At 42.3% G+C, this 26721-nt stretch carries 20 protein-coding genes and 1 pseudogene; 15 read left to right on the plus strand and 6 right to left on the minus strand.

From position 1 onward, the window contains the following. Positions 1-132 precede the first annotated feature (132 nt). The 3 genes from ACOMA8_RS06640 to recQ all read left to right on the plus strand — a co-directional run bounded on the left by ACOMA8_RS06640 (position 133) and on the right by recQ (position 5328). Positions 133-2181 carry a DNA internalization-related competence protein ComEC/Rec2 gene (locus ACOMA8_RS06640; RefSeq protein WP_421369482.1) on the plus strand — a complete coding sequence of 683 codons (2049 nt, stop codon included), beginning with the start codon at positions 133-135 and terminating at the stop codon, positions 2179-2181. A gap of 90 nt (positions 2182-2271) precedes the next feature. Continuing rightward, positions 2272-3300, plus strand: coding sequence for a DNA polymerase III subunit delta (gene holA, locus ACOMA8_RS06645; protein WP_421369527.1), 1029 nt, complete (start codon positions 2272-2274; stop codon positions 3298-3300). A gap of 258 nt (positions 3301-3558) precedes the next feature. Then, complete coding sequence (gene recQ, locus ACOMA8_RS06650; protein ID WP_421369484.1) at positions 3559-5328, plus strand: DNA helicase RecQ; 1770 nt, start codon at positions 3559-3561, stop codon at positions 5326-5328. 122 nt (positions 5329-5450) lie between these two features. Here recQ and rpsT read toward each other — a convergent pair whose 3' ends face one another. Continuing rightward, positions 5451-5705 (minus strand): 30S ribosomal protein S20, encoded by a 255-nt coding sequence (gene rpsT, locus ACOMA8_RS06655; RefSeq protein ID WP_161900579.1) that lies wholly within the window; start codon positions 5703-5705, stop codon positions 5451-5453. A 376-nt stretch (positions 5706-6081) separates the two neighbouring features. Between rpsT and ACOMA8_RS06660 the strand changes: the two genes are divergently transcribed. From ACOMA8_RS06660 to ACOMA8_RS06680, 5 genes and pseudogenes are all read left to right on the plus strand, one after another. Then, complete coding sequence (locus ACOMA8_RS06660) at positions 6082-7065, plus strand: inorganic phosphate transporter (RefSeq protein WP_161900741.1); 984 nt, start codon at positions 6082-6084, stop codon at positions 7063-7065. A gap of 48 nt (positions 7066-7113) precedes the next feature. Further along, positions 7114-7740 carry a DUF47 domain-containing protein gene (locus tag ACOMA8_RS06665; RefSeq protein ID WP_161900578.1) on the plus strand — a complete coding sequence of 209 codons (627 nt, stop codon included), beginning with the start codon at positions 7114-7116 and terminating at the stop codon, positions 7738-7740. Between the two features lie 540 nt (positions 7741-8280). Next, positions 8281-9048 (plus strand): annotated as a pseudogene (locus tag ACOMA8_RS06670) (ABC transporter transmembrane domain-containing protein); the annotation flags it as partial. 210 nt (positions 9049-9258) lie between these two features. Continuing rightward, positions 9259-9861: an ATP-binding cassette domain-containing protein gene (locus ACOMA8_RS06675; protein WP_421369529.1), complete on the plus strand. Its 603-nt coding sequence runs from the start codon at positions 9259-9261 to the stop codon at positions 9859-9861. Continuing rightward, complete coding sequence (locus ACOMA8_RS06680; protein ID WP_421369486.1) at positions 9830-11479, plus strand: ABC transporter ATP-binding protein; 1650 nt, start codon at positions 9830-9832, stop codon at positions 11477-11479. The genes ACOMA8_RS06675 and ACOMA8_RS06680 overlap by 32 nt, the downstream gene beginning before the upstream one ends. 216 nt (positions 11480-11695) lie before the next feature. Here the strand turns inward: ACOMA8_RS06680 and ACOMA8_RS06685 are convergent, their stop codons facing one another. The 4 genes from ACOMA8_RS06685 to ACOMA8_RS06700 form a co-directional block, all read right to left on the minus strand. Next, the gene (locus ACOMA8_RS06685; RefSeq protein ID WP_421369488.1) at positions 11696-13636 is read right to left on the minus strand and encodes a heavy metal translocating P-type ATPase; all 1941 of its coding nucleotides are present in this window, start codon (positions 13634-13636) and stop codon (positions 11696-11698) included. Positions 13637-13862: 226 nt separating this feature from the next. Next, the gene (locus tag ACOMA8_RS06690; protein WP_161900574.1) at positions 13863-14696 is read right to left on the minus strand and encodes an undecaprenyl-diphosphate phosphatase; all 834 of its coding nucleotides are present in this window, start codon (positions 14694-14696) and stop codon (positions 13863-13865) included. A 280-nt stretch (positions 14697-14976) separates the two neighbouring features. Then, positions 14977-15681, minus strand: a complete 705-nt coding sequence (locus tag ACOMA8_RS06695) for a histidine phosphatase family protein (RefSeq protein WP_421369531.1) — start codon at positions 15679-15681, stop codon at positions 14977-14979. A gap of 18 nt (positions 15682-15699) precedes the next feature. Next, entirely contained in the window at positions 15700-16326 is a 627-nt protein-coding gene (locus ACOMA8_RS06700; protein WP_421369490.1) for an MBL fold metallo-hydrolase, read from the minus strand. A 342-nt stretch (positions 16327-16668) separates the two neighbouring features. On the opposite strand from ACOMA8_RS06700, the gene ACOMA8_RS06705 reads away from it, so the two are divergent. Further along, entirely contained in the window at positions 16669-19020 is a 2352-nt protein-coding gene (locus ACOMA8_RS06705) for an ATP-dependent DNA helicase (protein WP_421369492.1), read from the plus strand. A 252-nt stretch (positions 19021-19272) separates the two neighbouring features. Here the strand turns inward: ACOMA8_RS06705 and ACOMA8_RS06710 are convergent, their stop codons facing one another. Continuing rightward, complete coding sequence (locus ACOMA8_RS06710) at positions 19273-19764, minus strand: YajQ family cyclic di-GMP-binding protein (RefSeq protein ID WP_161900571.1); 492 nt, start codon at positions 19762-19764, stop codon at positions 19273-19275. 250 nt (positions 19765-20014) lie between these two features. Between ACOMA8_RS06710 and ACOMA8_RS06715 the strand changes: the two genes are divergently transcribed. From ACOMA8_RS06715 to ACOMA8_RS06740, 6 genes are all read left to right on the plus strand, one after another. Beyond that, positions 20015-20947: a YitT family protein gene (locus ACOMA8_RS06715; protein WP_421369494.1), complete on the plus strand. Its 933-nt coding sequence runs from the start codon at positions 20015-20017 to the stop codon at positions 20945-20947. Positions 20948-21137: 190 nt separating this feature from the next. After that, complete coding sequence (locus tag ACOMA8_RS06720) at positions 21138-21473, plus strand: metal-sulfur cluster assembly factor (protein WP_421369496.1); 336 nt, start codon at positions 21138-21140, stop codon at positions 21471-21473. 271 nt (positions 21474-21744) lie between these two features. Then, the gene (locus ACOMA8_RS06725; RefSeq protein WP_421369498.1) at positions 21745-22677 is read left to right on the plus strand and encodes a dihydroorotate oxidase; all 933 of its coding nucleotides are present in this window, start codon (positions 21745-21747) and stop codon (positions 22675-22677) included. 78 nt (positions 22678-22755) lie between these two features. Further along, positions 22756-23298 (plus strand): GNAT family N-acetyltransferase, encoded by a 543-nt coding sequence (locus tag ACOMA8_RS06730; protein ID WP_421369499.1) that lies wholly within the window; start codon positions 22756-22758, stop codon positions 23296-23298. A gap of 141 nt (positions 23299-23439) precedes the next feature. Next, on the plus strand, positions 23440-25983 hold the full coding sequence (locus tag ACOMA8_RS06735) for a glucosaminidase domain-containing protein (RefSeq protein WP_421369501.1): 2544 nt from the start codon (positions 23440-23442) through the stop codon (positions 25981-25983). A 110-nt stretch (positions 25984-26093) separates the two neighbouring features. Further along, positions 26094-26276 carry a hypothetical protein gene (locus ACOMA8_RS06740; protein ID WP_161900566.1) on the plus strand — a complete coding sequence of 61 codons (183 nt, stop codon included), beginning with the start codon at positions 26094-26096 and terminating at the stop codon, positions 26274-26276. Positions 26277-26721 lie beyond the last annotated feature (445 nt).

The following is a 26721-nucleotide window of genomic DNA, read 5'->3' on the forward strand; positions in this document are numbered from 1 at the left end:
GTGGTTCTTTGCCACAGAAAGCGCTGGTTAGTTGTTATCGGTTGCTTCTGTGGTTTTTTGTGCGTACTTCGTTTGGGTTCTTATGACGACATCGAGGCAAGTTCTTTAAATAGGCAGATTGAAGGACAAAAAGTGTCTTTAAACCTCACGCTTTTAGGTGATACGATTCAAATCAATGGAGATCGGGTCAGCTTTGATGCAATAACTGCCGATAAACACAAGCTGCGTGTCTCTTTGTATCTGAAAAAGCAGGAGCAGCAACAACAATGGCAAGACTTTCGAGAACAGACACTGGCAATGACGGTTACTGGAACGTGGACGAAAGGGACGCTGAAGCGAAATCTACACGGCTTTTCTTATCAGGAGTATCTGAAAAATAACGGCTATCGTGGGGCTGTGACAATAGCAGCCATTGAAAACTATAAACCAGTGGGTCACAGTAATTTGAAAGACCGTTTCTTTGCCTTGGTTCGCCGCATTCGTGGGTATATGATCAACCATGTGGAAGAGCACTTTTATCCTGTTACCGGCTCTTATATTAAAGCCCTTCTTTTCGGTTTTAAAGACCCCGAATTTCAATTAGCAGCAGAAGGCTTCAAAAAAGCCGGTATCCTGCATCTCTTCAGTATATCCGGAATGCACTTACTGTTTTTCTTTGGACTGCTGGACAAACTGTTTCGCCGCATCGGACTGACAAAAGGTGAAGCTTATTTGCCGATGTGTCTATGCTTAGCTGTCGGCTGGCTCTTGTTTGGAGCTAGCAGTAGTGTTTCCCGTGCTGTCTTGTTATATTTTGTTACCCGGACGTTGAAGCTGGTTAGCATTCGACTATCAGCCATGGACCGGTTTGCAATTGTCTTATTAATCTTACAACTTGTCTGGCCGCGTTTTCTTTTGACTACAGGGGGGCAACTGTCTTTGTATATGGCCTGGTTGCTCACGTTGTTGCCACGAGCGGTCACTTTGAAGGAACAGCTTCTTCAGGGATTACAGCTAACTTTATTGCCGGCACCGTTATTAATGTACTTGTTTTATGAATGGTCTTTAATAGGTGGCTTATTGACAGTCTGCTGCTTGTCACTTTTCAGTCATCTCTTATTACCGGGCTTTCTTTTTTTGACGCTCACCTCGGTAATCGGCCTGACGCTGCCTGGTGTATTTTCCGAGTTGCTTGAAAATGCATTACTAATGATCAATTACCTGTTACAAGGAAGTGGCTTTGTTTCGGTAATCACAGGCAAGCCGACAGTTATGCTAGTTGTCTTTTGCCTCTTAGTGGGTCTTTTGCTCATTCAACAAAAAAATGCCGGGTTATGGCAGCTGGCAGTAGTCTGTTTTTTACTTCCGTTGATTTTTGGTCGCTTCCCCCTCAATAAAATAGTGGCATTTGTTGATGTCGGTCAAGGAGACAGTATCGTGGTGAAGGATCGTTTTAATCAGCAAGTTACTGTGATTGATACTGGTGGCCGCTTGGGCTTTGCTAAAGAAGAGTGGGCACATGGTGCGACTAAAGCAGCTGCAGAGTACTCTCTGATTCCCTTTTTGAAAGGGGAAGGTGTAACGCGGATTCATCAACTGGTCTTGACTCATGGAGACAGCGATCATATGGGGGATGCGGCGGTTTTATTCCGGCATTTTCAAATCGATGAGCTAATCATCGGAAAAGGGGCGTTCACTCATCCAAATCTGTCACAGTTACTAACGACAATCCCCTCCAAAACGAAAATCACCCAAGTGACGGCCGGTGACTTATTAAATGATACTTTTTCAATGCAGGTGTTGGCACCGGCGGGTTCGGGCAAAGGGGAAAATGAAGACTCGGTGGTACTGACAGCTAGAGTTGGTCAGCAACGATTCTTATTTACCGGTGATTTAGGTAAGGAAGGCGAAGGGAAATTGCTCAAGCGGTTTTCACAACTGAAAGTTGACGTATTGAAAGTCGGGCATCACGGCAGTCGGACCTCTTCAGATGCGAACTTTTTGAGTCAGATTCAGCCTGAAGATGTCATTATTTCTGCCGGTTTTGAGAATCGTTTCGGACATCCCCATCAAGAAGTGTTAGATACGTTGACAGCAAATAATTGCCATATTTTGCGAACGGACTTGCAAGGAATGATTTATTATTCCTATTCGATTGGCGAAGAAGCAGCAGCGGCAAAAGTTCTTGTGATAGAGGAGTGAAGCTAGCTGCGGCATTGCACAAATACTAGCGAAATGATAGGATAGCAAAAGGGATTCTTGCCGAAAAAAGGCAGAGAGGAAGCGGAAATACTGGATACTCAAAGTGCATTGCAAAAGATCAAATCACAACCACTAGCACCAATCTATCTAGTGTTAGGAACAGAAGCCTACCTTCAAGACAAGGTGAGAAAAGCCTTTTTGAAGCGATTGGATCTGCAAAAAGACGATCTGGATTTAGTGAGTTTCGATATGGAGCAGGACTATCTGAACTTGGCAGTTGCCGAAGCCGACACGCTGCCCTTGTTTTCATCTGAGGACAAGCGCTTGATTTTTATTGAGAATCCTTTCTTTTTGACGGCCGAGCGCAAAACTGGCGTTCCAGAACATGATTTTGAAGATTTTCTGACTTACCTCGCACAACCGGCAGATACGGCAGTAATGGTAATCATGGCGCCCTATGAAAAATTGGATGAACGAAAAAAAATTACAAAGGCCTTGAAAAAAGCGGCTGTGGTTATCGACGTCCAGCCTTTGCAAGAAAAAGATGCCATTGTGTATTTAAAGCGTTCCGTGGAAAATAGCGGACTACAAATGGATAGAAAAACACTCGATTTATTTATTCAATTGACGGATCTGGATTTGTCCAAAGGAATGCGAGAATTGGAAAAGCTGGTTTTGTACGCCGGGGGCAATAAAACTGTCACGACAGAAGAGTTGTTGGCACTGATCCCTAAGTCACTGGATCACAATCTTTTTGATCTGACAGATCACTTGTTGGCAGGACGTACGGAGGCTGCCTTACGATTGTATCAGGATTTGTTGCTGCAAGGAGAAGAGACGATCAAATTGAATGCGGTTCTAATCAGTCAGTTGCGTTTATTGTTACAGACACAAATCCTCATGAAACAAGGAAACCAACAGTCAAATATCGCAAAAATCCTTGGTATTCATCCCTATCGAATTAAGCTTGCGATGCAGCAAGTACGTAAATTTTCAGCAAAACGGTTGATGCAGGTTTATGATAGGCTAATTGAAAACGACTATTTAGTGAAAACCGGCAAAATGGACAAAGAATTGCTTTTTCAATTGACGATACTGGAGGCAGCGGGGCGATTTTGACCCGCTGTTTCTTTGACCGCTCTGTTTTTTTAGAGTGACTGTTTTAGAGTTTGAAAATCTAGAGGGGCACCCTTGAGATAATTTTTCTCAGAGCAAAAGTCATTTGACCGATAGAAGGATTGGACCTGAAGCTTGGGAGTGGCCAAGGATGGTTCAGAAACCAATTTTGATACTAAGCGTTTTTAGTGGAAGGCAGATTCATTCTGCCATAAAAGAGTTTTTATTGTTACGTTATGCAGTGTATTTGGAGGGATCACAGTGGATCAGACACTCGAACTTTTACAAAAAGTCTACGGTTATGACCGTTTCAGACCGGGGCAAGAACAGATCATCCAGCAAGTCTTGGATGGGGAAAGCACACTGGGAATCATGCCCACAGGCGGCGGCAAATCAGTCTGTTATCAGTTGCCGGCGTTGATGCTATCTGGAGTAACTCTAGTGATTTCCCCGCTGATTGCATTGATGAAAGACCAAGTGGATGCCTTACAAGAACTGGGGATCCCAGCGACATTTATCAATAGTTCCTTGTCCCGCAGTGAAAGTTTTGAACGGATGAGAAAAGTGCGCAGTGGTGAAGTTAAGCTGTTATATGTTGCGCCAGAACGATTGACAGCCGGAGATTTCCGCCAGTTGCTGGATGATATCAAAATCAGTCTGGTAGCTGTAGATGAGGCACATTGTATCTCTCAATGGGGACACGATTTTCGCCCCAGCTATTTGGCATTGCCGGATTTTCTTAACAGTTTGCGAGAAAAAACGGCTGTCGTAGCATTGACCGCTACCGCAACACCTCAAGTAGCAACGGATATTCAAAAACTGCTCCGTATTCCCAGCGACCATTTGGTGAAAACCAGTTTTGAGCGGAAGAATCTGGCCTTTTCTGTCGTGAAGGATCGTCCGGAGAGTTACTTGATGGAATATCTGCGTACAAACCACGATCAAGCAGGTATCATTTATTGCTCCACGCGAAAAGAAGTCGAAAAGCAGTACAATCGCTTGGAAAAGGCAGGCATCAAAGTGGGGCATTATCACGGTGGGATGTCCGAAGCAGAACGGACATTCAATCAGGAGAATTTTATCTATGACCGCGTCAATGTGATGGTGGCTACCAACGCATTTGGCATGGGTATTGATAAGAGCAATGTTCGCTTTGTCATTCATATGCAGATCCCGGGAAACCTGGAATCTTATTATCAAGAAGCTGGTCGGGCAGGTCGTGACGGCTTGCCTAGTGAAGCCATCTTGTTTTATTCACCAAATGACATCCAGATCCAACAGTTTTTCATTCAGCAATCTGAAGCCAATCAAGATTACAAGAATCACGAGTACATGAAATTGCGAGAGATGAATCAATATGCCCATACGCAACTGTGCTTGCAACGCTATATTCTGCACTATTTTGGTGAAGAAGGTCCTGACTGTGGCCGCTGTGGCAACTGCTTAGATGATCGGGAATTGGTGGATATCACCAAAGAAACCCAGATGATCTTATCCTGTGTCAAGCGGATGGGGGAACGCTTTGGCAAGGGCCTGGTCGTTCAAGTATTGGCGGGCTCTAAAAATCAGAAGGTAACCCAATGGCACTTTGATGAATTGTCAACATACGGTTTGCTGAAAGGATGGACTCAAAAAGATTTGACGGCTTTGGTAGATTATGTCACCGCCAGTGGCTACTTGACAGCTGGAGAAGGGGAATATCCTACCTTGAAGTTGACGGACTTGGGTGTGTCGGTGCTCAAAGGCCAAGAGCAAGTTTATCGGAAGCAGCAAAAAGTCAAACAGCTTGTAATGGATGATGGCCTTTTTGAATTGTTGCGCCAGAAACGCTATGAATTGGCTGCTGCACAAAATCTGCCGCCCTATGTCGTCTTTTCTGATCAAACACTGCGAGACTTGGCAGAACAACGTCCCGATTCTCGTTTGAAGATGTTACAGATCAAGGGGATCGGTGAGAACAAACTAGACAAATACGGCGATACTTTTTTAGCAATTTTGCAAGGGTATGAAGCCTCTGAAGAGCTGAAATAAGCCGTTTATAAGAAGACAAAGAGCTGCAACAGCTAACCCTGAGGGGCTGTTGCAGCTCTTTGTCACAGATGAAAGAGTAAACAAAAAAGCGTCCTCCATTGAGAAGGGCGCTTTTGTTGTTATTATTTAGCAAGTTTGCTAGTCAGACGAGATTTGTCGCGATTTGCTTTGTTTTTGTGGATCAGGCCTTTTGTTTCAGCCATGTCGATCGCTTTGACAGCGTCTTTGTACAACGCATCTACGTTATCGGCACCTGCTTCGACAGCTTGTTCAAATTTTTTGATGGCTGTACGCATTGCGCTTGTTTGTGCCGAGTTTTTTGTGTTAGCAGCTTCACTCGTTTTTACGCGTTTGATTGCAGATTCAATGTTTGGCATGGGATGTTCACCTCCGGATAAAAAGTATTGCACGAATAAATTCGTACAAATCAACACTAGTCATTATACCTAAACCTTATCGGCAATGCAATAAAAGATGTTAAGAAATTTTCCTTTACAGCTATTTTCTTATAAATAAGAAGTGGAAATGCCGTAATTGCAAGGACTTGGGTCGCTGGTTTGTAAGCGGATCAGTTTTTTTCTATTAAATCGAAGTTGGTATTGCGGGGAGTAGGAAAAAACGATAGAATAATGTGGGTTTACCAACATGTGTGATTTTCAAAAGTGGTGTGCCTACTTGTCAATTTTTAATAGAATCTGAATTTTGGTGGTGTGCTTAGTGAGTATTGCACTAATTGTAACTGTGACATTGGTCATGGGGGTTATTTTTGTCAACGGCTGGACAGATGCCCCTAATGCCATTGCGACGGCTGTTTCCACGCGTGTTTTGAAACCGAATACGGCTATCGGTATCGCAGTAGTAATGAATTTTCTCGGAGCGTTGGTGATGACAGCCTTCAATGCGCAGGTGGCTGAAACCATCAGCAACATTGTGAGTTTTGATGCCGGAGGGGATTTGCGTGCTTCGCAAGTGGCGTTGGCGGCCTCCTTGTTTTCAATCGTAGTATGGGCAGTTGCTGCGTGGTATTTCGGCATTCCTACAAGTGAATCCCACGCGCTGATTGCCGGATTGACAGGGTCAGCGATGGCTCTCGGCGGGCTGGGTGCTGTAAACGGTCAAGAATGGTTGAAGGTTTTGATTGGTTTGGTTGTATCCACTGCGATGGGATTTGGTGGTGGTTATCTGATCACCAAAGCAATCGTTGCAATTTTTAAAAATGTCCCTCGGCCCAAAGCAAATAAATTTTTCACTATTGGACAGGCTTTTGCTGCTGCAGCTAATGCTTTCCTGCATGGCGCTCAAGATGGTCAAAAATTCATGGGGGTCTTCATGTTGGGATTGTTTTACAACAACTTGGCTGAAAAGACGGGCAATGGCTTTACAATTCCGCTGTGGGTTATGGCACTTTGTTCATTAACAATGGGCTTTGGGACCTCAGTAGGGGGAATGAAAATCATCAAGTCTGTTGGGATGGACATGGTGAAGCTGGAAAAATATCAAGGATTTTCTGCTGATCTGAGTGCCGCAATCTGCTTGTTTTTAGCTTCTCTCTTCGGAATCCCTGTCTCAACGACCCACACGAAAACGACTGCTATCATGGGCGTAGGTGCTTCTCGGCGGCTATCCAGTGTTGACTGGCGAATCGTAAAGGAAATGATTTTTGCCTGGGTGATGACCTTCCCTGGCTGTGGGCTGATTGCTTATGTCATGGCAAAGCTCTTTGTAGCGATTTTTTGATAGTCAAAAGACCTTTTGTAACTTAATTTGGATAGAGGAGTGCAGACAATGGCACGGAAAAAACAGTACGATTTTTTTAAAGCGATGGAACATTTGGCAGCAAATACGCACCAAGCGGCAGAACTTCTCGCCGGTCTGGTGCGCAACTACAATGCAGAAACAACTTTGATTACAGAATCAGAAAAAATCCATATTCTTGAAAAAGAGGCGGATACTATCGTTACCGAGCTTACCAATGAGCTCTATGATGCATTTATTACACCGATTGATCGCGAGGACATTTTAGTTATTTCAGAGCGTATCGATGATATTCTAGATGGTATCAACGGCGTAACCTATTTGTTTGAAAATCTGGTGATTACACAATTGCGTCCGGAAACAGATGTTTTTGCCGATATGATCGTAACAGCAGTCAAAGGTGTTCATACCGCAACAGTGGAATTTCCGAAGTTCAAACATTCTAAAACCCTTAAGTCGATGATCGATGAAGTGAATACTATCGAATCAGAAGCCGACCGGTTATACTCGCGTCTTAAGAAAGACCTCTTTACAAATGAGACGGACCCACTGGAAGTCATTAAGTGGAAAGAAATCTATGATCGCTTAGAAGAAATCATCAATAACAGTGAAGATGCTGTTGATATTATTGATGGAATGGTTATTAAAAACACATAAAATAGCTTTTCTAAGATGAATGAAAAGCTACTTTAGACTGTAGACAAAGTCAATTACAGACTTTGACTGCAGTCTTTTTTTATACCGAAATTGACACTTATTACTATGCCAGTTATCAAATGAGCCTGTCCATTTCGAAGTACACTGCCCATATCATGATTCAGACAGCCTCTCTACTAAGTAAGCTGAAACTATATAAATAACGCGGAGAATACATATGAAGACTGAGAAAATACTAAAACATAAAAGAAAGCGATTTCTATAAATCGATATTGATGTTATTATTTTTAGTGTGAATAGTAAATGTATTAGTTAAGTGGTTAAAAAAATAGGGGTTATAGAAATAAAAAATATTTTAAGTGATATCGAATAGTTATTTATCTATTTTCAAACAGTCTATTTTAGGTTTGCTGATTTCTCTAAAAATAATGAAATGAAGATGACTCTGAAACAGAGAATCGGAGAAAGGAGAGAACATGAAACGTGTCAGCCATTTGAACATTTTTTACTCACTATAAATCACAATTAGTTTTAGTAGTAGTCACTAGTTTAGTATTCACGCTAACAAACATCGCTATTCGTATTTTCTTAGGAGAAGTAGTCGACAAAATTTCTGTTGAGAACTTGGGGAAGAACGTCTTGATTGGCCTTGTTTTCCTGGTAATCCTGATTCTGAGTAACTTAATGTCTACTTATCATGGGAAAAAATATTGTGGGTTAATCAGTATGCTATTACTGAACAACTTGAGCCACTATTTATTTACTGCGGATTATGACAATATTTCAAGAAAAACAGAAGGAGATACAACAACACTTATCTCCACGGATACCACTATTCTGGAACAGTATTGCAACCGAATCATTTCTGGTTTTATTCCAGATTTGTTTTTCTTTGTCGCTTCTTTAACCTATCTTTTTGTGATTGATTTCAAATTAATGCTATTGGCGCTTACAGCTGCCTACTTTACTGTATTGATTACCTCAAAGCAGGCACAAAGGCTCAGTAGGCACTATTCTATTATGAGAAAGCATACGGTAGAGACTAACCAATTGCTGGGATCAGATTTGGAAAAAATTGAGGAAATTAAGTCTTTTCAAATTGAAGAATCCAGATTTGAAATTTATCTGCAACAACTTAATAAATTGACGGAAATCAGTAGGAAGTCCTTTCTAATTGAATCCCTCCTGTCTATTCCAATTTTATTTAGTGGCTTTAGTACAATCGTAGTTATTGCAATTTATGGAGGAAATTTAGTCGCAAATGGAGAAATCACACTGGGAACACTGATGTCTGTAATGATGGTTGCCGATTTTATTATCGACCCCATTATGAAACTCGGAGGAACGTTATCGATTGCAAGAAAAGCAAAACTAAGCTGTGAAAGCTTCAACAATTTCTTTGAGAATCATACTCCTAGTCTAAAAAAAGCAATCGGGTGCAATCTTCAAAAAAAAGCGTTTGAACTGAAAAAAGTCGAATTTGGCTATGGCAATACAACTCTTTTTACTAACATAGACATGGAATTTGAAGTTGGAAAGCCGGTTTTTATTACAGGAAAAATTGGAAGTGGTAAATCAACATTAGTAAAGATTATGGCTGGGTTGTATTCGCCAATCAGCGGCCAGGTCATTTTAAATGGCCTACAGTTGGATCAGTATGATAGGCAAGAGGTTCAGTCAAAAATCACTGTAGTTTTACAAGACTGCCCCGTTTTTTCCGGTACAATTTTTGATAATTTGATTATGGCCAACCCGTCAGTTTCTTTTGAAAAAATTAAAAAAATCTGTCAGAAAGTTGGCCTTGATGGCGAAATCGTTTTAAAGGAGACAGGCTACGACACATTTTTAGGTGAAGTCGGATATGGGATGTCTGGTGGACAGCTTCAAAGACTATCCATAGCTCGAGCGCTACTCGTGGATTCTGAAGTGGTGATTATGGACGAACCAACATCAGCTTTAGATAAGAAAAATAGAGAACATATTCGCACAGTGATAGAGGAATTGTCGAAGGATAAGATTGTAATTGTGGTGTCACATGATAGAGAGCTTATTTCAGATAATGTTGAGTATGATATAGGAGGCAGGTGCTTTGTCAAAAAACGATCTTGTAGTTATTTATAAGCTATTGAAACGAATAAAAGGAAAATCAAGTATCTATTTGATTTCGACTGTAGCTATCTCATTTAGATCCTTCTTGATTAGTTTGCTGACCGGGCTACTCTTTTCGGAAATTCTTGTTGCAGCACAAAGGCAATCGGTGGAGAGTCTAAAAAAAGGTGTCCTGACATTTCTGACTTTTTTGATCTTATTTACCGTGAGTGACTCCTTTTTTATGTACTTACAATCACGGGTTCTATTGGATATTGAGAACACGTTTAGAAAACTGATGGTAAAGAAGATGTATTCGGCGCCGTTCTTTCAAATCATGGCAGTTGGGCAAAAATCAACGTTGTTATCACGAATAAATGAAGATGTCAGTCTTGTTCGCAATATTTTTGGAAGTGGCATTTTAAACCCAGTATTATATATTTTTTCTGGGGCAGGCGCCATTATGGTAATAGGGAATATTGCGCCAATTTTTATTATTTGGAGTTGTATAATCGGGGGTGTGAGTGTTGTTTCCAATAGTCAGTTTGGGCGACTTCGTAAGCACATATTTGAGCAAATACAAGAGATAAAGAGTGAAGTATTGCGCCATTTCAACGAAGCGTTAACTTACAATATGTCGATTAGATTGGGGAGTATCGTACCTGGTTTTCTTCAAAGAATGGAAAGATCGATAGCACAGCGGTACACTATTTCATTAAAAAACGCTAAATATGAGGCTGTTGTGTCAAGTATTGGTACTCTGGAAGGAGCTTTAAAGTACGGGGGTACCATCATGTTGGGAATCCTATTTTATAAAAGAGGTCAGATTCAGCTTTCAGAGATCATGATTTTGACGCAAATGGTCGGACTTGTCGTCGTGGTTTTTACTTCGATAGGTAGTTCACTCGTCACGCTGCAGGAATCTTTAGTGGGTATTAAAAGGATATTCGATATTTTAGATATAGAAGAAGAACGACAGTCTGGATTTGACGTTGTCAGTAAAAATATCGATCAGAAAGAGCTATTTAAATTCGAAAATTTGTCCATATCCTATAAAGAAAGCAAGAATGTATTGAATAACTTGAATGGAGACATCAAGTCCAATAAGATAACGTATATCAACGGACCAAGTGGAAGTGGAAAATCATCTTTACTAAAAATATTGATGGGCTTTTTACCCTATCAAGGGTCGATTAAATTATATGGAAAGGAATTGACTGACTACAAAATAAGTGAGTTGAGAACCCAAATAGCCTATGTACCACAAGAACCTACTTTTTTCGATGGGACGCTGGCAGAAAACTTGTTAATTGATCAAAAACAGAGCATTGACGATGTTGAAATAGCAAATGTTCTGGAACTTGTTTGTTTAAAAGAGGTCATTTTCTCGTTGCCTGAGGGATTACATACCTATATTGATTCAAAGAGAATTTTCTTTTCAGGGGGACAAATGCAATGCTTGTCCCTTGCAAGGGCATTGTTAAGTGATAAGCCTATCTTGTTATTGGATGAAACTTTTTCGGCAATGGATATCTTTACGAGAGAAAAAATATTTCAAAATATGGAGTTACTATTAGTCGATAAAACCATCATTTTAGTTTCTCACTTTCTTGAAGATGAAAAGAAAAAGGAGGTATTGGCCCTCTACTAATTGATTCCAGGAGGCTTAACAAAGATATGAAGCACAATTTAAAAGAGTTACACTTTCATTTAACCAGGGGGATATAGCTGCTGTTACCATCAGATATGACAAGAAAGAGGCTCCACGCTTTTTCGGCTTTCTCTGGTCATCACGTACTATTTTAAATCAAAAAAGACGCCCTCTCATTACTGAGAAATGGCGTCTTTTTTCGTAAGCTCACAAAATTTAGGCTGTTTTCATTGCATCTGATTCTTTGCGGATCGGGCACTGAATACATTCTGAATTAGTAGATGCAACAGGCTTCATCCGCAACAGGCGCAGGCCGTTTAAAATCACCAAAATGGTACTGCCTTCATGACCGATAACACCAAGGGGCAAACTTAGAATCTGAACGAAATTTGAGAGGATCAAAAGCAAAATAACCGCTACCGAGAAGCAGATATTTTGCTGAATGATTCGTTTCAGCTTTAACGAATGCTGATGGGCCATTTGCAATTTTGCCAGATCATTTTTCATCAAGACTATGTCGGCTACATCCACCGCCAAATCGGTCCCTTCTCCCATGGCTACACCGACTGTGGCGCTAGCTAAGGCGGGAGCGTCATTGATGCCGTCGCCCACCATACAATTTACACCGTATGATTCCCGCTGCTCGGAGACAATCCGCGCCTTGTCATCAGGAAGGCAATCCGCTTTGAAATCGTCTAATTTCAAATGCTCAGCAATTACGCGGGCGGTTTCCGGATTGTCACCTGTGAGCATGCTGGTATAAATTTGCTGTTTCTTTAGATAATCAATGACGTGATAAGCTTCTGGTTTAGCGATGTCTTGCAGTGCTAAATAAGCGAGTAGCTGATTTTCTCGTGTGAGGTAGATTAATGTTTTTCCGCTTTGCAGTAGTCGCTGGATTCGCCGTCTTTCTGTTTTAGGAATGTCGGTTTTTTTCTCATCTGTGAAATTTGGTTTACCAATTCGCCAACAGGTACCATCGATATCGGCCTCCAAACCAAAGCCGGTGACCTCTCTTACGGGAAGCTTTTGCAGCTCTGGAGTAGCGGTGACAGTAGGGGAGAGATAATTAATTACAGCCTCTGCTAGCGGATGAGTGGTCTTGGCCTCCAGTGCTAGCAAAACTTGTCGCACCTGTTGCGTATCTTCTATAAAGTGTGCATCGGTTACGACGGGACGTCCTTGTGTCAAAGTTCCGGTTTTATCAAATGTGACTGCTTTAAGCTGGGAGAGCTGTTCCAATGCGGCGCCACCTTTTACCAAAATTCCATTTTTAGCACCGGCTGAAATTGCCGCTAATGTGGCAGGTGTTGCCGAGGCAACCAGTGCGCAAGGGGAGGCGACCACCAACAGCACCATTCCACGATAAAAACTTTCCTGCCAGCTCCATCCCAATAGGAGATGTGGCAAAAGAATCATTAACGGTACGGCCAGCAGCACGATTTTAACATAGGTATTTTCAATGCGGTCGATAAAAGATGCTGTCTTAGTTGGCTGATTTTGTGCGTCTTCAACTAACTGAATGATTTTTGCCATGATGGTATCACTGCTGTTTTTACTGACTTTAATAACAAGTGGGTTCCCTAGATTCAAAGTGCCGCCGTATACTTCGTCGCCAATCGTTTTTTCTGTGGGAAGGGACTCACCGTTAATTGCAGCTTCGTTTAGCTGAGTAACTCCTTGCGTGATAATCCCATCAATCGGGACGGTTCCACCTTTTGGTACCAGTAGCAGATCATCAATTACTACTTCCTCGATTGGCACTTCTATCAAGTCGCCATCACCGATATATTTTTGAGCCACAGTGGGTTGCAGATTCATCAAAGCAGTAATCTCTCTACGGCTTTTGTTGGTAGTGTACTCTTCCAAAAAGCCGCTCAAACAAAAAATGAATGTCAACATGGCCCCTTCAAACCAATTGCCAATGAGGCAGGCACCAATCGCTGCCAGTGCCATCAATAAATCGACATTGAGCGTCCGATCTTGGATCAATTCCGTCAGACCTTCTTTGGTTTGTTTATAGCCACCACTTATGATTGCAATTAAAAAGAGTACCGGGTACCAAGATAGACTGTGACTTGCCGCAACCTGCCCGCCTATCATAAAGAGTAGACAAAGCAAAGTTGCTACTAGTGCCCGTTTTTCATTTTTTCCCATAAGAAACCACCTTCCTTCACCTCGAGAATACCATGGAGACTTGGCTAAATGATAATGAAATCACCCAATTGAGAACGATAGTGTTTCTCAACAAGTATTCAGTCGGCCTCATGAAACAGTGCAGACAGCAAGAAGTCGCCTGTCTGACGGGCCCGCTACGATTTTACAAGAAAAAGCCCTCATCAAAAGACGAGGGCCAGAATTTACAGAGTATGCAAATGTAAGCTTACATCGCGATCAGCCAATAGCCGATCAAAACGGCACCGAGAATAATTCGATACCAACCGAAGACGGTAAAGTCGTTTTTCTTGATGTAGTTCATCAAGAATTTGATAGCAACAATCGAAACGATGAAGCTGACGAGTGTCCCCACCAAAAGGATTACGAGACTTTCTGTGTTGAAACTGTTTCCTTTGAGAAGAAATTTCAAAATTTTATATCCGCTGGCTCCCAGCATTGTGGGAATTCCCATGAAAAAGGAAAATTCGGTGGCAACGAAGCGGGATGCGCCAATCATGATACCGCCGAGAATAGTGGCGCCGGAGCGGGAAGTCCCAGGAATCAAGGAAAGCACTTGAAACATGCCTACCATCAATGCTGCTTTATACGTAAATTGTTTGAGATCAGTGCATTTTGGAGCAATTGACTTGTTTCTTTTTTCAACGATGATAAAGGCAATCCCATACAGAATCAACATGATAGCTACCGGCAAAAAATGATGGAAGTTGGCATCCAACCAGTCGTCTAAAGGTAGGCCAATAATGACAGATGGAATGACAGCGACAACAACTTTGAACCACAGTTCCCAAGTATCTTTTTTCTCGCTTGCAGACTTTGAAGGAGAAAAAGGATTCAATTTGTTAAAGTACAGATAAATGACCGCTAAAATTGCACCTAATTGAATCACGACATTAAACATGGACATAAACTCAGCCGGCATCTGCAACTTGATAAATTCATCCGCCAAAATCAAGTGGCCGGTACTGGAGATTGGCAGCCATTCGGTAATTCCTTCGATGATTCCTAAAATAATTGCTTTGACGATATTCATTAAAAACATAGTGTCATCCTTTCCCAACAAAAAACTGGCGGTAAACCAAACCGCCGTACATGTGAAAGTATAGCTGTTTTCAACAGTAAAACCAACCGTTTTCTTGACCCTTCTTGATCCTTAAAAAAAATTAAAGAAAGAACGGTGCTGCGATTTAGCACTGTTGGCCATTGCACGTTGAGAAGGTTAATTTTTGCTTGTAACCTTGAGTTCTAAAAAAGACTACAAACCGAATCAGAAGTCTGATCTGGCTGCAGTCCGTTTGTAAAAAAAGGGGTAACTGGGTAGATCAAGCCAAGATATCTTTGGAGATTTCACGGCCTTTTTCGATAAATTCTGTGCTGCCGATTTCTTGAATCGTGAACTTACCCTCCTCGTAAGTCAGACGGGTCACGCTGCCATTTTGCAAATCAACGCGGACGGGTTGTTTGGCATCGATGAGATTTAGCAAGAAAGCAATGGTAAAACCGTGAGATACCACGATTGCTCTGCCGCCGCCGTTTTTTTCGACACGGTGGGCGATATCTTCAAAGCCGCTGAAGACGTGGCTGCAAAGAACATCAAAGGTTTCGGCCCAGTGGGCGGTGTCTGCTTCGTAAACTGCTTCCGCAATGTCTTTAAAAGTAATATCGGTTTCCCACATTTGTTCACTGGTTTTAAAATTCAGCACACGGGGTAAGACACCCCACATCTCGGTATCATAACCACCTTCTAATGAGCCCCAGCACCACTCGCGGATGCGATTGTCAATCGCATAAGGAGGCTTTGGTAATTGTAAATTTTCTCCCATGATCAGACGCATGGTTTCAATCGCACGTCCCGAGTCGCTGGAAACGGCTTCAACAAAATGCATTTCCCGCAAACCCAGTCCTAAATAATGAATATCTTCGCTGCCTTTACTGGTCAGTGGCGTATCACACCAACCTTGTGCCCGTTGCAAGGCATTGAACATTGTTTTTCCGTGTCGCACGACATAGAGTTCTGTTGTCATTATCGTTTCTCCTCCGTGTAATCAATTATTGAAAAATGGATTCAGTCGTTTTTCCCGTTCAACTGTTGTAGCCGCTCCGTGACCAGGATAGACTGGAAATTCTTCTGGTAACGTGAACAGCTGTGTTCGGATACTATTCAAAAGCTGCTCGAGGTTTCCTGTCGGCAAGTCCGTTCTGCCAATACTCCCGCGAAAAAGGGCATCACCGGATACGACAAAATCAGGGAAGATAAAGCTGACACTACCAATAGAATGTCCTGGTGTGGCTACTACTTTAAAAGAAATATCAGCAATTTCATACTCTTTTAGCTGGAAATATTCATCAGCGGGTGCAGTCACGATGTTTTCTATATCATCATGGCGTCCTAATCCCGAGAGATTCATGAGTGGATCTAAAAGCCAATCTGCTTCTAGCGGACTGACATAAACCGGTATCTCATAAAATTCCCGCAAAGGATCGACAGCACCGATATGGTCGTAATGGGTGTGGGTCAGAAGAATCGCTGCTGGTGTGGCGCCAGTATCTTTAATAGTTTCAATGATTTTTTCTGGTTCAGCACCGGGATCAATGATTAACAGGTGACGCTCGGTATAGACCAAGTAACAGTTTTCCTGGATTGGACCGGTGGGGATCTGTAGAATCTTCATGATTGCTCACTCCGTTTCTTATCTGTCTGTTTCAGTATAACGCAAAGAAATTTTTCCGACAATGTGAGAAGGGCACTGCCGTCATTGAATTCAAAATCATCTGACAACTGGAGAGTTTTATTTTTGTTTATTTAATAAAAGGTGATGAAGGTTTCACGGATTTCTAATCCAGCGACGTTATAGTTGTCTAGTCCAAAAACATATCCAATATTTCCTTGGTCCTCGAAAGTGATTTCGGGGATTTTTTGCTTTTTAATGGAAATCGCCTATAATAAGTAAACGTATGTTCGCAAAAAAAACTGAAGTGCAGAGTTGATTGTTTGAAAAAGGAGGGGATAGCTAGTGGACCGTGGCAGAATCTCTGTGCGTAATATTGTTGAATTTACCTTACGCCGAGGAGACATTGATAGTCGTCAGACCTCCAATCATACGGCGCAAGAAGGGGCGCGGATTCATCGCAAGTTACAAAAAGCCGCCGGTGAGGCCTATCAAAAAGAAGTATCTTTAAAACGAACCTTCACTATCAATGAAGACACCCTGACGATTGAAGGCCGTGCTGACGGTATCTTTACATCAGAAGAGGGCCAGAGGGTGATTGATGAAATCAAGACTTCGGAAGTTTATTTTGAGGATTTGTCACCGGATCAAATGGAGATGTTTTTCTTTCAAGGAATGGTTTATGCTTATATCCATGCCTATCAAGAAGAACTAAAAGAAATTGCTGTCCAGTTGACTTATTTTCAAACGACGGAAGAAAAAATCACTCGGCAATTGCGGCTTTTTACACTGGCAGAGTTGCAGCTTTTCATGGATCATCTATTGGCGGAGTATCACAAGTGGCTGATTTTTCAAGATGACTGGCGCAGAGTCAGAAATACGTCGTTGACAAAATTAGTCTTTCCTTATGAAACCTTTCGCAAAGGCCAGCGGGAATTAGCGGCTGCCGCCTACAAGACATTGAAGACTTCCCGCCGCTTGTTCGTTGAGGCGCCTACTGGGACAGGCAAGACGATCTCAACTTTGTTTCCGGCACTAAAAGCAATGGGGGAGGCCTCTTGTGATCGGATTTTTTATTTGACGGCTAAGACCATCACTCGTCAAGTCGCAGAAGATGCCTTACAAGCGTTGGCTGAAAAAGGCTCCTCAGCCAAATCAGTGACCATCACCGCAAAAGATAAAATCTGTTTTATGGAGGAGCGAAACTGTACGCCGGAGTATTGTCCCTATGCTAAAGGCTATTACAACCGAATCAATGAAGGACTATGGGATTTGCTTCACCATGAGAATCAGATTACACGAGAAGTCATTGAAGCATATGGACGTAAACACCAGCTGTGTCCTTTTGAATTATCGTTGGATGTCAGTTTATTCTGTGATGTCATCATCGGTGATTACAATTACCTGTTTGACCCGACGGTTTATTTGCGGCGTTTTTTTGAAGAACCCAAAGAATCGTATTTTTTCTTGATTGATGAAGCCCACAATTTAGTCAGCCGGTCGCGAGAGATGTATTCGGCAGCTTTGACCCGCAACAATGGAGTGGTTTTTCAAGAAAAATTGGCAAAAGAGTTTCGGGGACTTCATCGGCGACTGAACAAAATCGACAACGAATTTGAAATGCTTTATCAACGCTCTGTGGATGAAGACTGGCATTTTAGGCACCAAAAAGGGTTGCCAACAAGTTTAGTAGAAAAGCTTTATGGTCTATCAGAAAAAATGAAGGAGTGGTTGGCAGCTAATCCAGGAAATCCAGCTGAAGAAGCGGGATTGGCCTATTATTTTGAAGTGCTGGCGTTTTTAAGAATCGCGGAAATCTATGATGATCATTTTGAAACGACTATCGAGCGAACCTACACAGATCTGAGGATTAAACTCTTTTGCATTGAACCGGCGCCTTTTTTGGAAACGATGCTGGATAAAGGGACTGGTGCCCTTTTGTTTTCGGCAAGCTTCACGCCGCTGTCTTATTATCAAGATGTGTTGGGGGGCAGCAAAGAAGCGCTAAGGTACAAGCTTCCCAGCCCCTTTTCTCCTGAAAACCAGGGGATATTTGTCGCAGATTATATCGAAACGACCTATCGTAAGCGACAGTCCAGTTTGACGCAAGTCGTTGATGCCATCTATCAAATGGTTGCTTCAAAAAAGGGCAACTATTTGGTGTTTTTTCCCTCCTATCAGTATTTAGATGAAGTGGCAGCCTTGTTTCAAACAGAGCATCCGACGATTACTCAGCTGATTCAAGACACGAAAATGACTGAAGAGGAGCGAGAAGCCTTCTTGGCCCGCTTTACAAAAAATCCCAGTGATTCTCTTGTAGGCTTTTGCGTATTAGGCGGGATCTTTTCAGAAGGAATTGATTTAAAGGGCAGTCGGTTGATTGGAACAGCTGTGGTTGGCGTGGGTCTGCCGCAAATGAATCATGAACAAGAATTGATTAAAGAATATTTCGATGAGACTCGCCATAAGGGCTTCGAATATGCTTATCAGCTTCCGGGAATGAACAAAGTCTTGCAAGCAGCAGGACGAGTCATTCGTGATGCAGCAGATCAGGGGGTTGTCCTTTTACTGGATCAGCGCTTTATCTCGCCGCGCTATCGGAAACTATTTCCTGCTCATTGGCAACATGCACGAATCGTCCACGAACCAGAAGATTTACCAAAAGAACTGGCTCGTTTTTGGAAAAGCAAAGAATGATTGATTTTGAGCTAATTTAAGTAGCAAGAAAGGAGCGGCGGCAATCTCTTGCCACCGTCCTTCAAAGTGAACACTACCCAAGGTGAGACACAAAAAAAGCCGGGTCCCTTCCATTAAATACAGTGGGAGGGACCCGGCTTTTCATTAGTATAACTTTCAAAGACAGACTTTTTCTCTTTATACATTTTTTATACGTATGGGAAGGCAACATCTACGATTAGAAATGATTGATGTCGTAGGCACTGTCATTAATCAACGGTAATTGGTGAACTGAAGCTCAATAGGCAAGTCCAATTTTCTTAAAAGTGCAATGACTTCTTGCAGATCATCGCGGCTTTTGCCAGTCACACGAATCTGATCGTCTTGGATTTGGGTTTTTACTTTTAATTTTGCATTTTTGATAGCCGTTGTGATTTTTTTCCCGTTTTCTTTGTCGATACCACTGATCAACTCAGCCGTCTGTCTGGCCTTTCCTCCAAGGGATTTTTCACTGTCGGAAAAGTGGATATTTTTAACAGGTACACTTCGTTTGATGAGCTTGCTCATAAGGACATCTTTAATCTGTTCCAACTTAAAGTCGTCGTCACCCACCACTGTTAATTTGCCGTTGTCCATTGTGATCTCGACGGTAGAATTTTTGAAATCAAAGCGGTTGCCCAACTCTTTTGTTGTCATTTGGACTGCATTTTTGACTTCTTCCATATTGATATCACTTACGATATCAAAACTTGCTTCTTTTGCCATGTTGTCCTCCTTTTGGACCTTGATAATAGAATAATCCTTTGATTCATGTAAGAAATGAAGGGTTATCCACATCTTACCAAATGTCGGTAGGACGAACAACTTTTGAAAATTTTTGTCTGGACGAGAGAAAACAGTTGAAAAAAACGGCGGGATTGCTATTCTTAAGGAGGGTTTTTGGAAGAGACCGCTTTTGTAAGTGGGTTGTTCCGTTAGGAGGCCTCGATGAACGACCAATAAAAGGAGCAAATCTATGAAACGATTGACGGCAAATAATAAAAATACTGAAATTCTAAAGCGGATGGGGGTACTCTTGGTCTGCGGATTAACTTCAGCGATTTCACTGAACTATTTCTTGATTCCGGCCAAAGTATTGTCGGCTGGTATGAATGGGATTGCCCAGATTATTGTGGCTTTGGGATTGGAGCACTTTGACTTACATTTGAATACGGGGCTGTTTATTTTTATCCTGAACATCCCAATTTTTGCGTTGGGCTTTTGGAAACTGGGCAAAGATGCCACTTTTTGGAGTTTTTTGAACGTGGTAGCTATTTCTTTGATCACAATGATATTCCCTCAAGGGGAGCTGACAGAAAATATCCTAATGAATTCCTTGATGGGTGGGGTATTTTTAGGGATTGGTGCTGGCCTGGCGCTGAAGATGGGATTTACCACCGGCGGGATGGACATTTTGTCGTTGGTGCTGTCAAAAACGACAGGGAAAACCGTTGGCAATTTTATGTTCATATTGAACGGTTTAATTGTGTTAGTGGCGGGATTTATTTTTAGCTGGGAAAGTGCTTTGTATACGATTATTTCTATTTATGTTATGAGTTATGTGGTGGATATGATTCACACCAGCCATCAAAAATTGACAGCTATGATTATCACCACTAAACCGGATCAAGTAGGTCGCAGTATTTCACAGCGGGTTTTTCGCGGCATGACGTTGCTTCCTTCAGTGGGTGGCTATTCAGGTGTTGAAGGCAAGACGATTATGATTGTTATTACGCGGTATGAGCTCTATGATCTGGAACAGGCAATTCTAGAAGCTGATGAACAGGCTTTTGTTAACATTTTGCCGACACAGTCAATCTTGGGTCGTTTTGCTACTGAAGATGAGCAACGAACATTTAAAGCCACGGGTGTTTTTCCTGAAATGAAGGTTCGCAAAGGAAAACGTTGATCCTGCTGGACTTTTCTTTGGCAGCAAGTGACTTCATTAAGCTTCGGTAAAATCTGATTTACAAAAGTAAGTAAACGGGGTATTATTTGAGCAGGATAAAAAGCGGTTTCCAGCGAGTCATCATAGGGAAAGGTTATTGCTGTGGCGAGGATAGTTGGAAGACTGGCTGACTAATAGGGGGAATGTGTTCATGAACGAAGTACGGACGGAACAAGAAATTGAAGAAATCAAAGAGCGCATCTTAACAGCTTTGGAAACGGTAATCGATCCGGAATTAGGGATCGATATCGTTAATCTTGGCTTGATATATGAAGTAGAATTTGATGGAACAAATGGAGACACAGTCATCAAGATGACGTTAACTACCATGGGGTGCCCATTGGCTGACATTTTGACAGATCAAATCCATCAAGCTTTAAAAGAAGTACCGGAAGTGACTAGCACAGATGTCAAATTGGTTTGGTATCCTGCTTGGACCACCGATAAAATGAGTCGTTATGCACGGATTGCTTTGGGAATTCGCTAGCTGTAACTAAAAAGGTTGGTAGCTGCATAGGCAGTTGCCAACCTTTTTTGTGCGTTACAGAAGGTCACTTGAAGGTGTTGTTTACAAAGGCGTGTAATAAAGAATATCTGACGAAGAGGATGCCTAAGAGCAAGATTTTCGAGATCTGAAATGAGCAAGGGGCAACATCTGAATGTTTGTTGTGTGCAATAATTGGAATGTTCGTGATGACTTGATTTTTGCGAAAAAAAAGGCTATTCTACTGAAAGATTGATGGAAAGGGGCTTTTTCTGTGCTGAAAACGACTTTTTTAGATTACACTTATGCCAATCCTCTGATGAATGCTTCCGGGGTCCATTGTATGACTATGGAGGAGCTTGATCAGTTGGTGGACTCCAAAGCCGGTGCACTGATTACCAAAAGTGCCACAATGGCTGCCCGTGCCGGTAATCCTGAACCACGTTATTCCGATGTTCCCTTGGGTAGTATCAATTCGATGGGGCTACCAAATCACGGGATAGACTACTATCTTGACTATGCGTTGAATTATCAAAAGAACCAACAGGCACCACTGTTTTTCTCGGTAGCAGGAACCAGCGTGCAAGAAAATCTCCAGTTGTTGCAAAAGATTCAAGAAAGTGAGTTTAACGGTATTACGGAATTGAATCTTTCCTGTCCCAATGTTCCTGGAAAACCACAAGTGGCCTATGATTTCCCTTTGACAGAAGAGATTTTGACAAAAGTTTTCAGCTTTTTCACGAAACCTTTAGGGGTCAAATTGCCACCTTACTTTGATATGGCACATTTCGATCAGATGGCGGCTATCTTAAACAAATTTCCTTTAGTCTACGTGAACTCTATCAATAGTATCGGCAATGGCTTATACATTGACGAACAATCCGATGAAGTGGTCATTCGTCCAAAAGGCGGTTTTGGCGGTATTGGGGGCGAATATGTGAAGCCCACTGCATTGGCAAACGTGCGAGGGTTTTATACTCGTTTGAATCCTGAAATCAAAATCATCGGTACCGGTGGTATTTTGACCGGACAAGATGCCTATGAACACCTGTTGTGCGGGGCAACGATGTTACAAATTGGAACCCAGTTACACAAAGAAGGACCAGCCATTTTTGAACGAATTAATAATGAGCTAGAAGAGATCATGAAGAAAAAAGGCTATCAAACCATTGATGAATTTCGTGGCAAACTAAAAACAATTGACTGATTTTACCGCTTGGAAAGCGATTTATTCTTTCCAAGCGGTTTTCTTTTTAATATAATAAGTGTTATAGGAGGGGTGACCGTGTTTACAATCAAAAAAGCAGGTATAGATGAGTTGCCGATAATCATGGATATCATCGAAGCAGCCAGGGAGCATTTAAAGGCAGCTGGGTCTCCCCAATGGCAAGGCGGCTATGGACCCGATGAGGAATCCATGGAGCAGGCAATTCACCAGCAAATTTGCTGGGTAGGCTTGTTGGATGGACACACGGTAGCAGTCGCTTGCTTAGTTTCCAGTGAGGATCCAGTCTATACCGCGATTCAAGAAGGCAGCTGGCTTACTACCGACAGTGACCAATACGTATCTATCCATCGATTTGCTGTATCTTCAGATTTTGTCGGACAAGGCATTGCGACTAGGTTTCTGGAAGCGCTGAAGGTTGAAGCATTGAAGGTAGGTTATCGTGACTTGCGAATTGACACCTACCCTAAAAATTATGGCATGATTCGGGTTATTGAAAAAAATGGCTTCCAATATCGCGGTAAGGTATATTTTCCAATTCCAAACGGTGAGCGGGTGGCATTTCAATTGATAAAGGATCAGGTGAATGCCGTTAAAAATTAAGATTGGTGACGTAAAGCAGGAGTTCAAATTTTAAAATTAGAAAACAATGTGGTTTTCGAGTGCTTTCGCTTAGTTTTGAGTATGCTTATATGGTAAAGTGTTGTTGTAAGGTCAAAAAGGAAGTTTTCATGGAGGTATGAAATGAAAAAGAAGAACAGTCTTGTTTTACGGAAGGCCTTAACTGGCTTTAGTGTATTACTTATCCTGTTTTCCCCTGGAGTAACCGCATTTGCCAGCATTTCTGATGGAGCGGAGATGCCAGTAAGCGAGGTTGCACCAGAAGACACGAACTCGACGATAGATCAAAATGAATCGGTCCAAGATCCAACAACCACGCCGGCGCCGGAAAATGACATTTCAACGCAGCCTGAACAGCCTTCTACTACGGTAAGCGATAAAACGTCATTGACAGCTCAGACGGCGCAATTAACTGAAGTGCTTTCCAACTCGGATCGGTATGTCTCCACAACCTTTGACAATAACTATCTCGACTCGTTATTGAAACGGGCAGACAGTTTGCTGGCAACAGAAACGGCAGCACAATCTGAGATTGACGACTGTACTGCTGAGATTCTGCAAGCGTTGGCTGGTCTGCGCTATCGAGGAGATAAAACAGCGCTGCAGGCCCGGATTGATTACATTGTCACCTTGCAAGCGTCAGATTATACCGCGACAAGTTTTGCTGCCTTGCAAGCATCGGTGAAGACGGCCAATGCGCTATTGGCTGACATTGATGCCGAACAAGATGCCTTAGATCAGATGCTTGAAGCGGTGAATGAGGCACTGGCCGCTTTAGTCAAAGCGACCCCTTCGCAACCAGAAAAACCAGAACAGCCCCAGCCTGAAAAACCTGCAACACCTGCAACACCTCAGCCGCCAAAGAAGCCGGAGTCGTCCAAGCCTGACCAAAAGCCTGCTGAATCAAATTCAGAGGCAGAGGAAGGGACAAAAGCGGAAGCCGAAGAGACAGGCACGATTTCTGAGGGGCATTCAAATCAAGCAAACTCTGAGGATTCTGTAGTAGAGTCGAACTCAGGGAACGATTCCGTGAACCCTGTCGATAAAGAATATGCGGTAGATAGTCTGACGGACTCTGATTTGAATGGGTATGAACTGCCACTTTTGACAAGCTTTGAAGATGAGCGGCAGGCAGCTCTGGTGGCTCAAGGATTGAAAACATTGAGTCTGCCTTATGAAAAAGAGCCGCAGCCGGCAAAAACAGGAGAGTTGCCAACTGCCTTTAATAATCTAAGTCTTCCGAAGTATCTCTATCAATCTGTCCTTGGAAAAAATCTGGGGGAGACATTCGAAGAGCTGAGGGATTCAGGGACCAGACGAGAACTGACAGAAGCAGGCATTGGCGATCTTTTGTTCTGGGAAAAAGACGGTGCTATTGAACAAGTTGCTATTTATCTCGGGCAAGGAAAATATTTGATGGCCGATGAAGAAGCATTAAAAGAGGCACAGCAGGTTCTGCCGACGAAAGACATAGCTGTTGCTGAGTCTGCAGCCGACCAAGAAGAGATAGCTGGTGTTCGTATCTATACTGTCAAAGGTTATCAGCAGGATGAAGATGGAAAGGTAACCATTGAAGAAGCTGCCGCTGAAAATCAAAAAAATGAGACAGTACAGACGATTTATGACAAGCAATCCAATCCGAGCTATGCCGTTCATAGTATCGGGGATTCCCAATTAACATCAGTAGGACAAGCGCTGATCGACAATTATGCCGCCTCTGTCGATTTCAGAGTGAACCCGGTTACTGAAAGCTTCATTTCTTCTATTGCTGAGGATGCACGGCAACTTGGACTTGAATATGACGTCTATGCTTCTGTGATGATTGCTCAAGCCATTTTAGAAACTGGTTCAGGTGGCAGCGGGTTGTCAAAAGCGCCCTACCACAATTTATTCGGGATAAAAGGCCTCTACAATGGCAACTCGGTTTCAATGAAGACGATGGAAGATGACGGAACAGGTAAGTTGTTTCAAATCACGGCCGCGTTTCGAAGCTATCCAAATTTCAGAGCGTCATTGAACGATTATGTATCATTGGTACGAGGGGGCATTAGCGGTAACGATGAGTTTTATAAAGGAACTTGGCGTTCAGAAGCAAAAAATTATCTGCAAGCGACAGAATATCTGACTGGACGTTATGCCACTGATACGACTTATAACAATAAGTTGAACTCAATCATTGCGGCTTACAATTTGACGCAATTCGACGAACCGTTACCAGCTGATAACAGTGTGATTATTGCCTCCCGCGGTGGGATACCGGACTACTATCGTGAAAAAATGGTGTATCCTGAATACAATGGTGTCAATTACAATCTGAGCGGTTCTTATCCAGTAGGCCAGTGTACGTGGTATGCCTACAATCGGATCACGCAACTCGGCGGTAAAGTAGACGATTACATGGGCAATGGCGGAGAATGGGGTCAGCGAGGAGCAGCTTTAGGCTATCAAACGACCCAAATTCCGACTGCTGGATATGCAGTGAGTTTTCATCCAGGGGTGGCCGGATCAAGTGCAGTCTATGGCCATGTGGCGTTTGTAGAGGCTGTGGGTCCAGATGGTATTTTGATATCTGAAGGAAATGTGTTAGGGGGAACCATTATTTCTTATCGAGTGATCCCTAACAGTATTGCCCGTTCAAACAGTGTTACCTATATTGCACCTAAGTAATAGATGGAATAAGAGGAGTGTAAAAAAGTCGCCTTCCAGGCGGCTTTTTTTATATAATCCTTGTCAGCAATCAAAGCAATTGTTATGATAACGATTGAGGAAGGTGCGGTATGAAAAAAAGACAGAGAAAAAAACAAGCCTATAAACAGTATATTCGTGATATTTTTGAAGGGTACGAAACAATGATTGTTGATCCTGAAAAGGAAAAGCTTGTCTTTCACTATTTGAAAGAAGAAACGATTATTTATCGTGACGACGACCGGCAAATCCGTTTTCTGACAAGAGATATTTAAAACCGAAGCGCGCTTCGGTTTTTTCTTTTCCTCAGAAAATGAACGTACCATATTTTAAAAAAAAGGCTTGACCCGCTCTTTAAGAAATGGTAAATTAATCAACGTTGACGACGAGAAAGTCTCGTAGAAAACTTCTTGAAAATCAATTCAAAAAAGTAGTTGACACTGGCCAATAAGCCTGTTAAACTAACGAAGTTGCCGCTTGAAAGCACAACCTGTTATTGAAAAAGTCGCGCCAGTCGCGAAAAACTTTTTCAAAAAAGTATTTGACTTTTAAAAAGCAACGTGATATGATTTAAAAGTTGCTGAAACAATTAGCGACAACAACTTAGACCTTTGAAAACTGAACAACAAGCAAACGAACCAATGTGTAGGGCATCTCAATTTCGATTGAGAGAACAAAACATTGCAAGCAAAAGCTAGCAAACAATTTATGAGCTTAAAT

Source organism: Enterococcus infantis (genome assembly GCF_049166715.1).
Lineage (GTDB): Bacteria > Bacillota > Bacilli > Lactobacillales > Enterococcaceae > Enterococcus_C > Enterococcus_C leclercqii.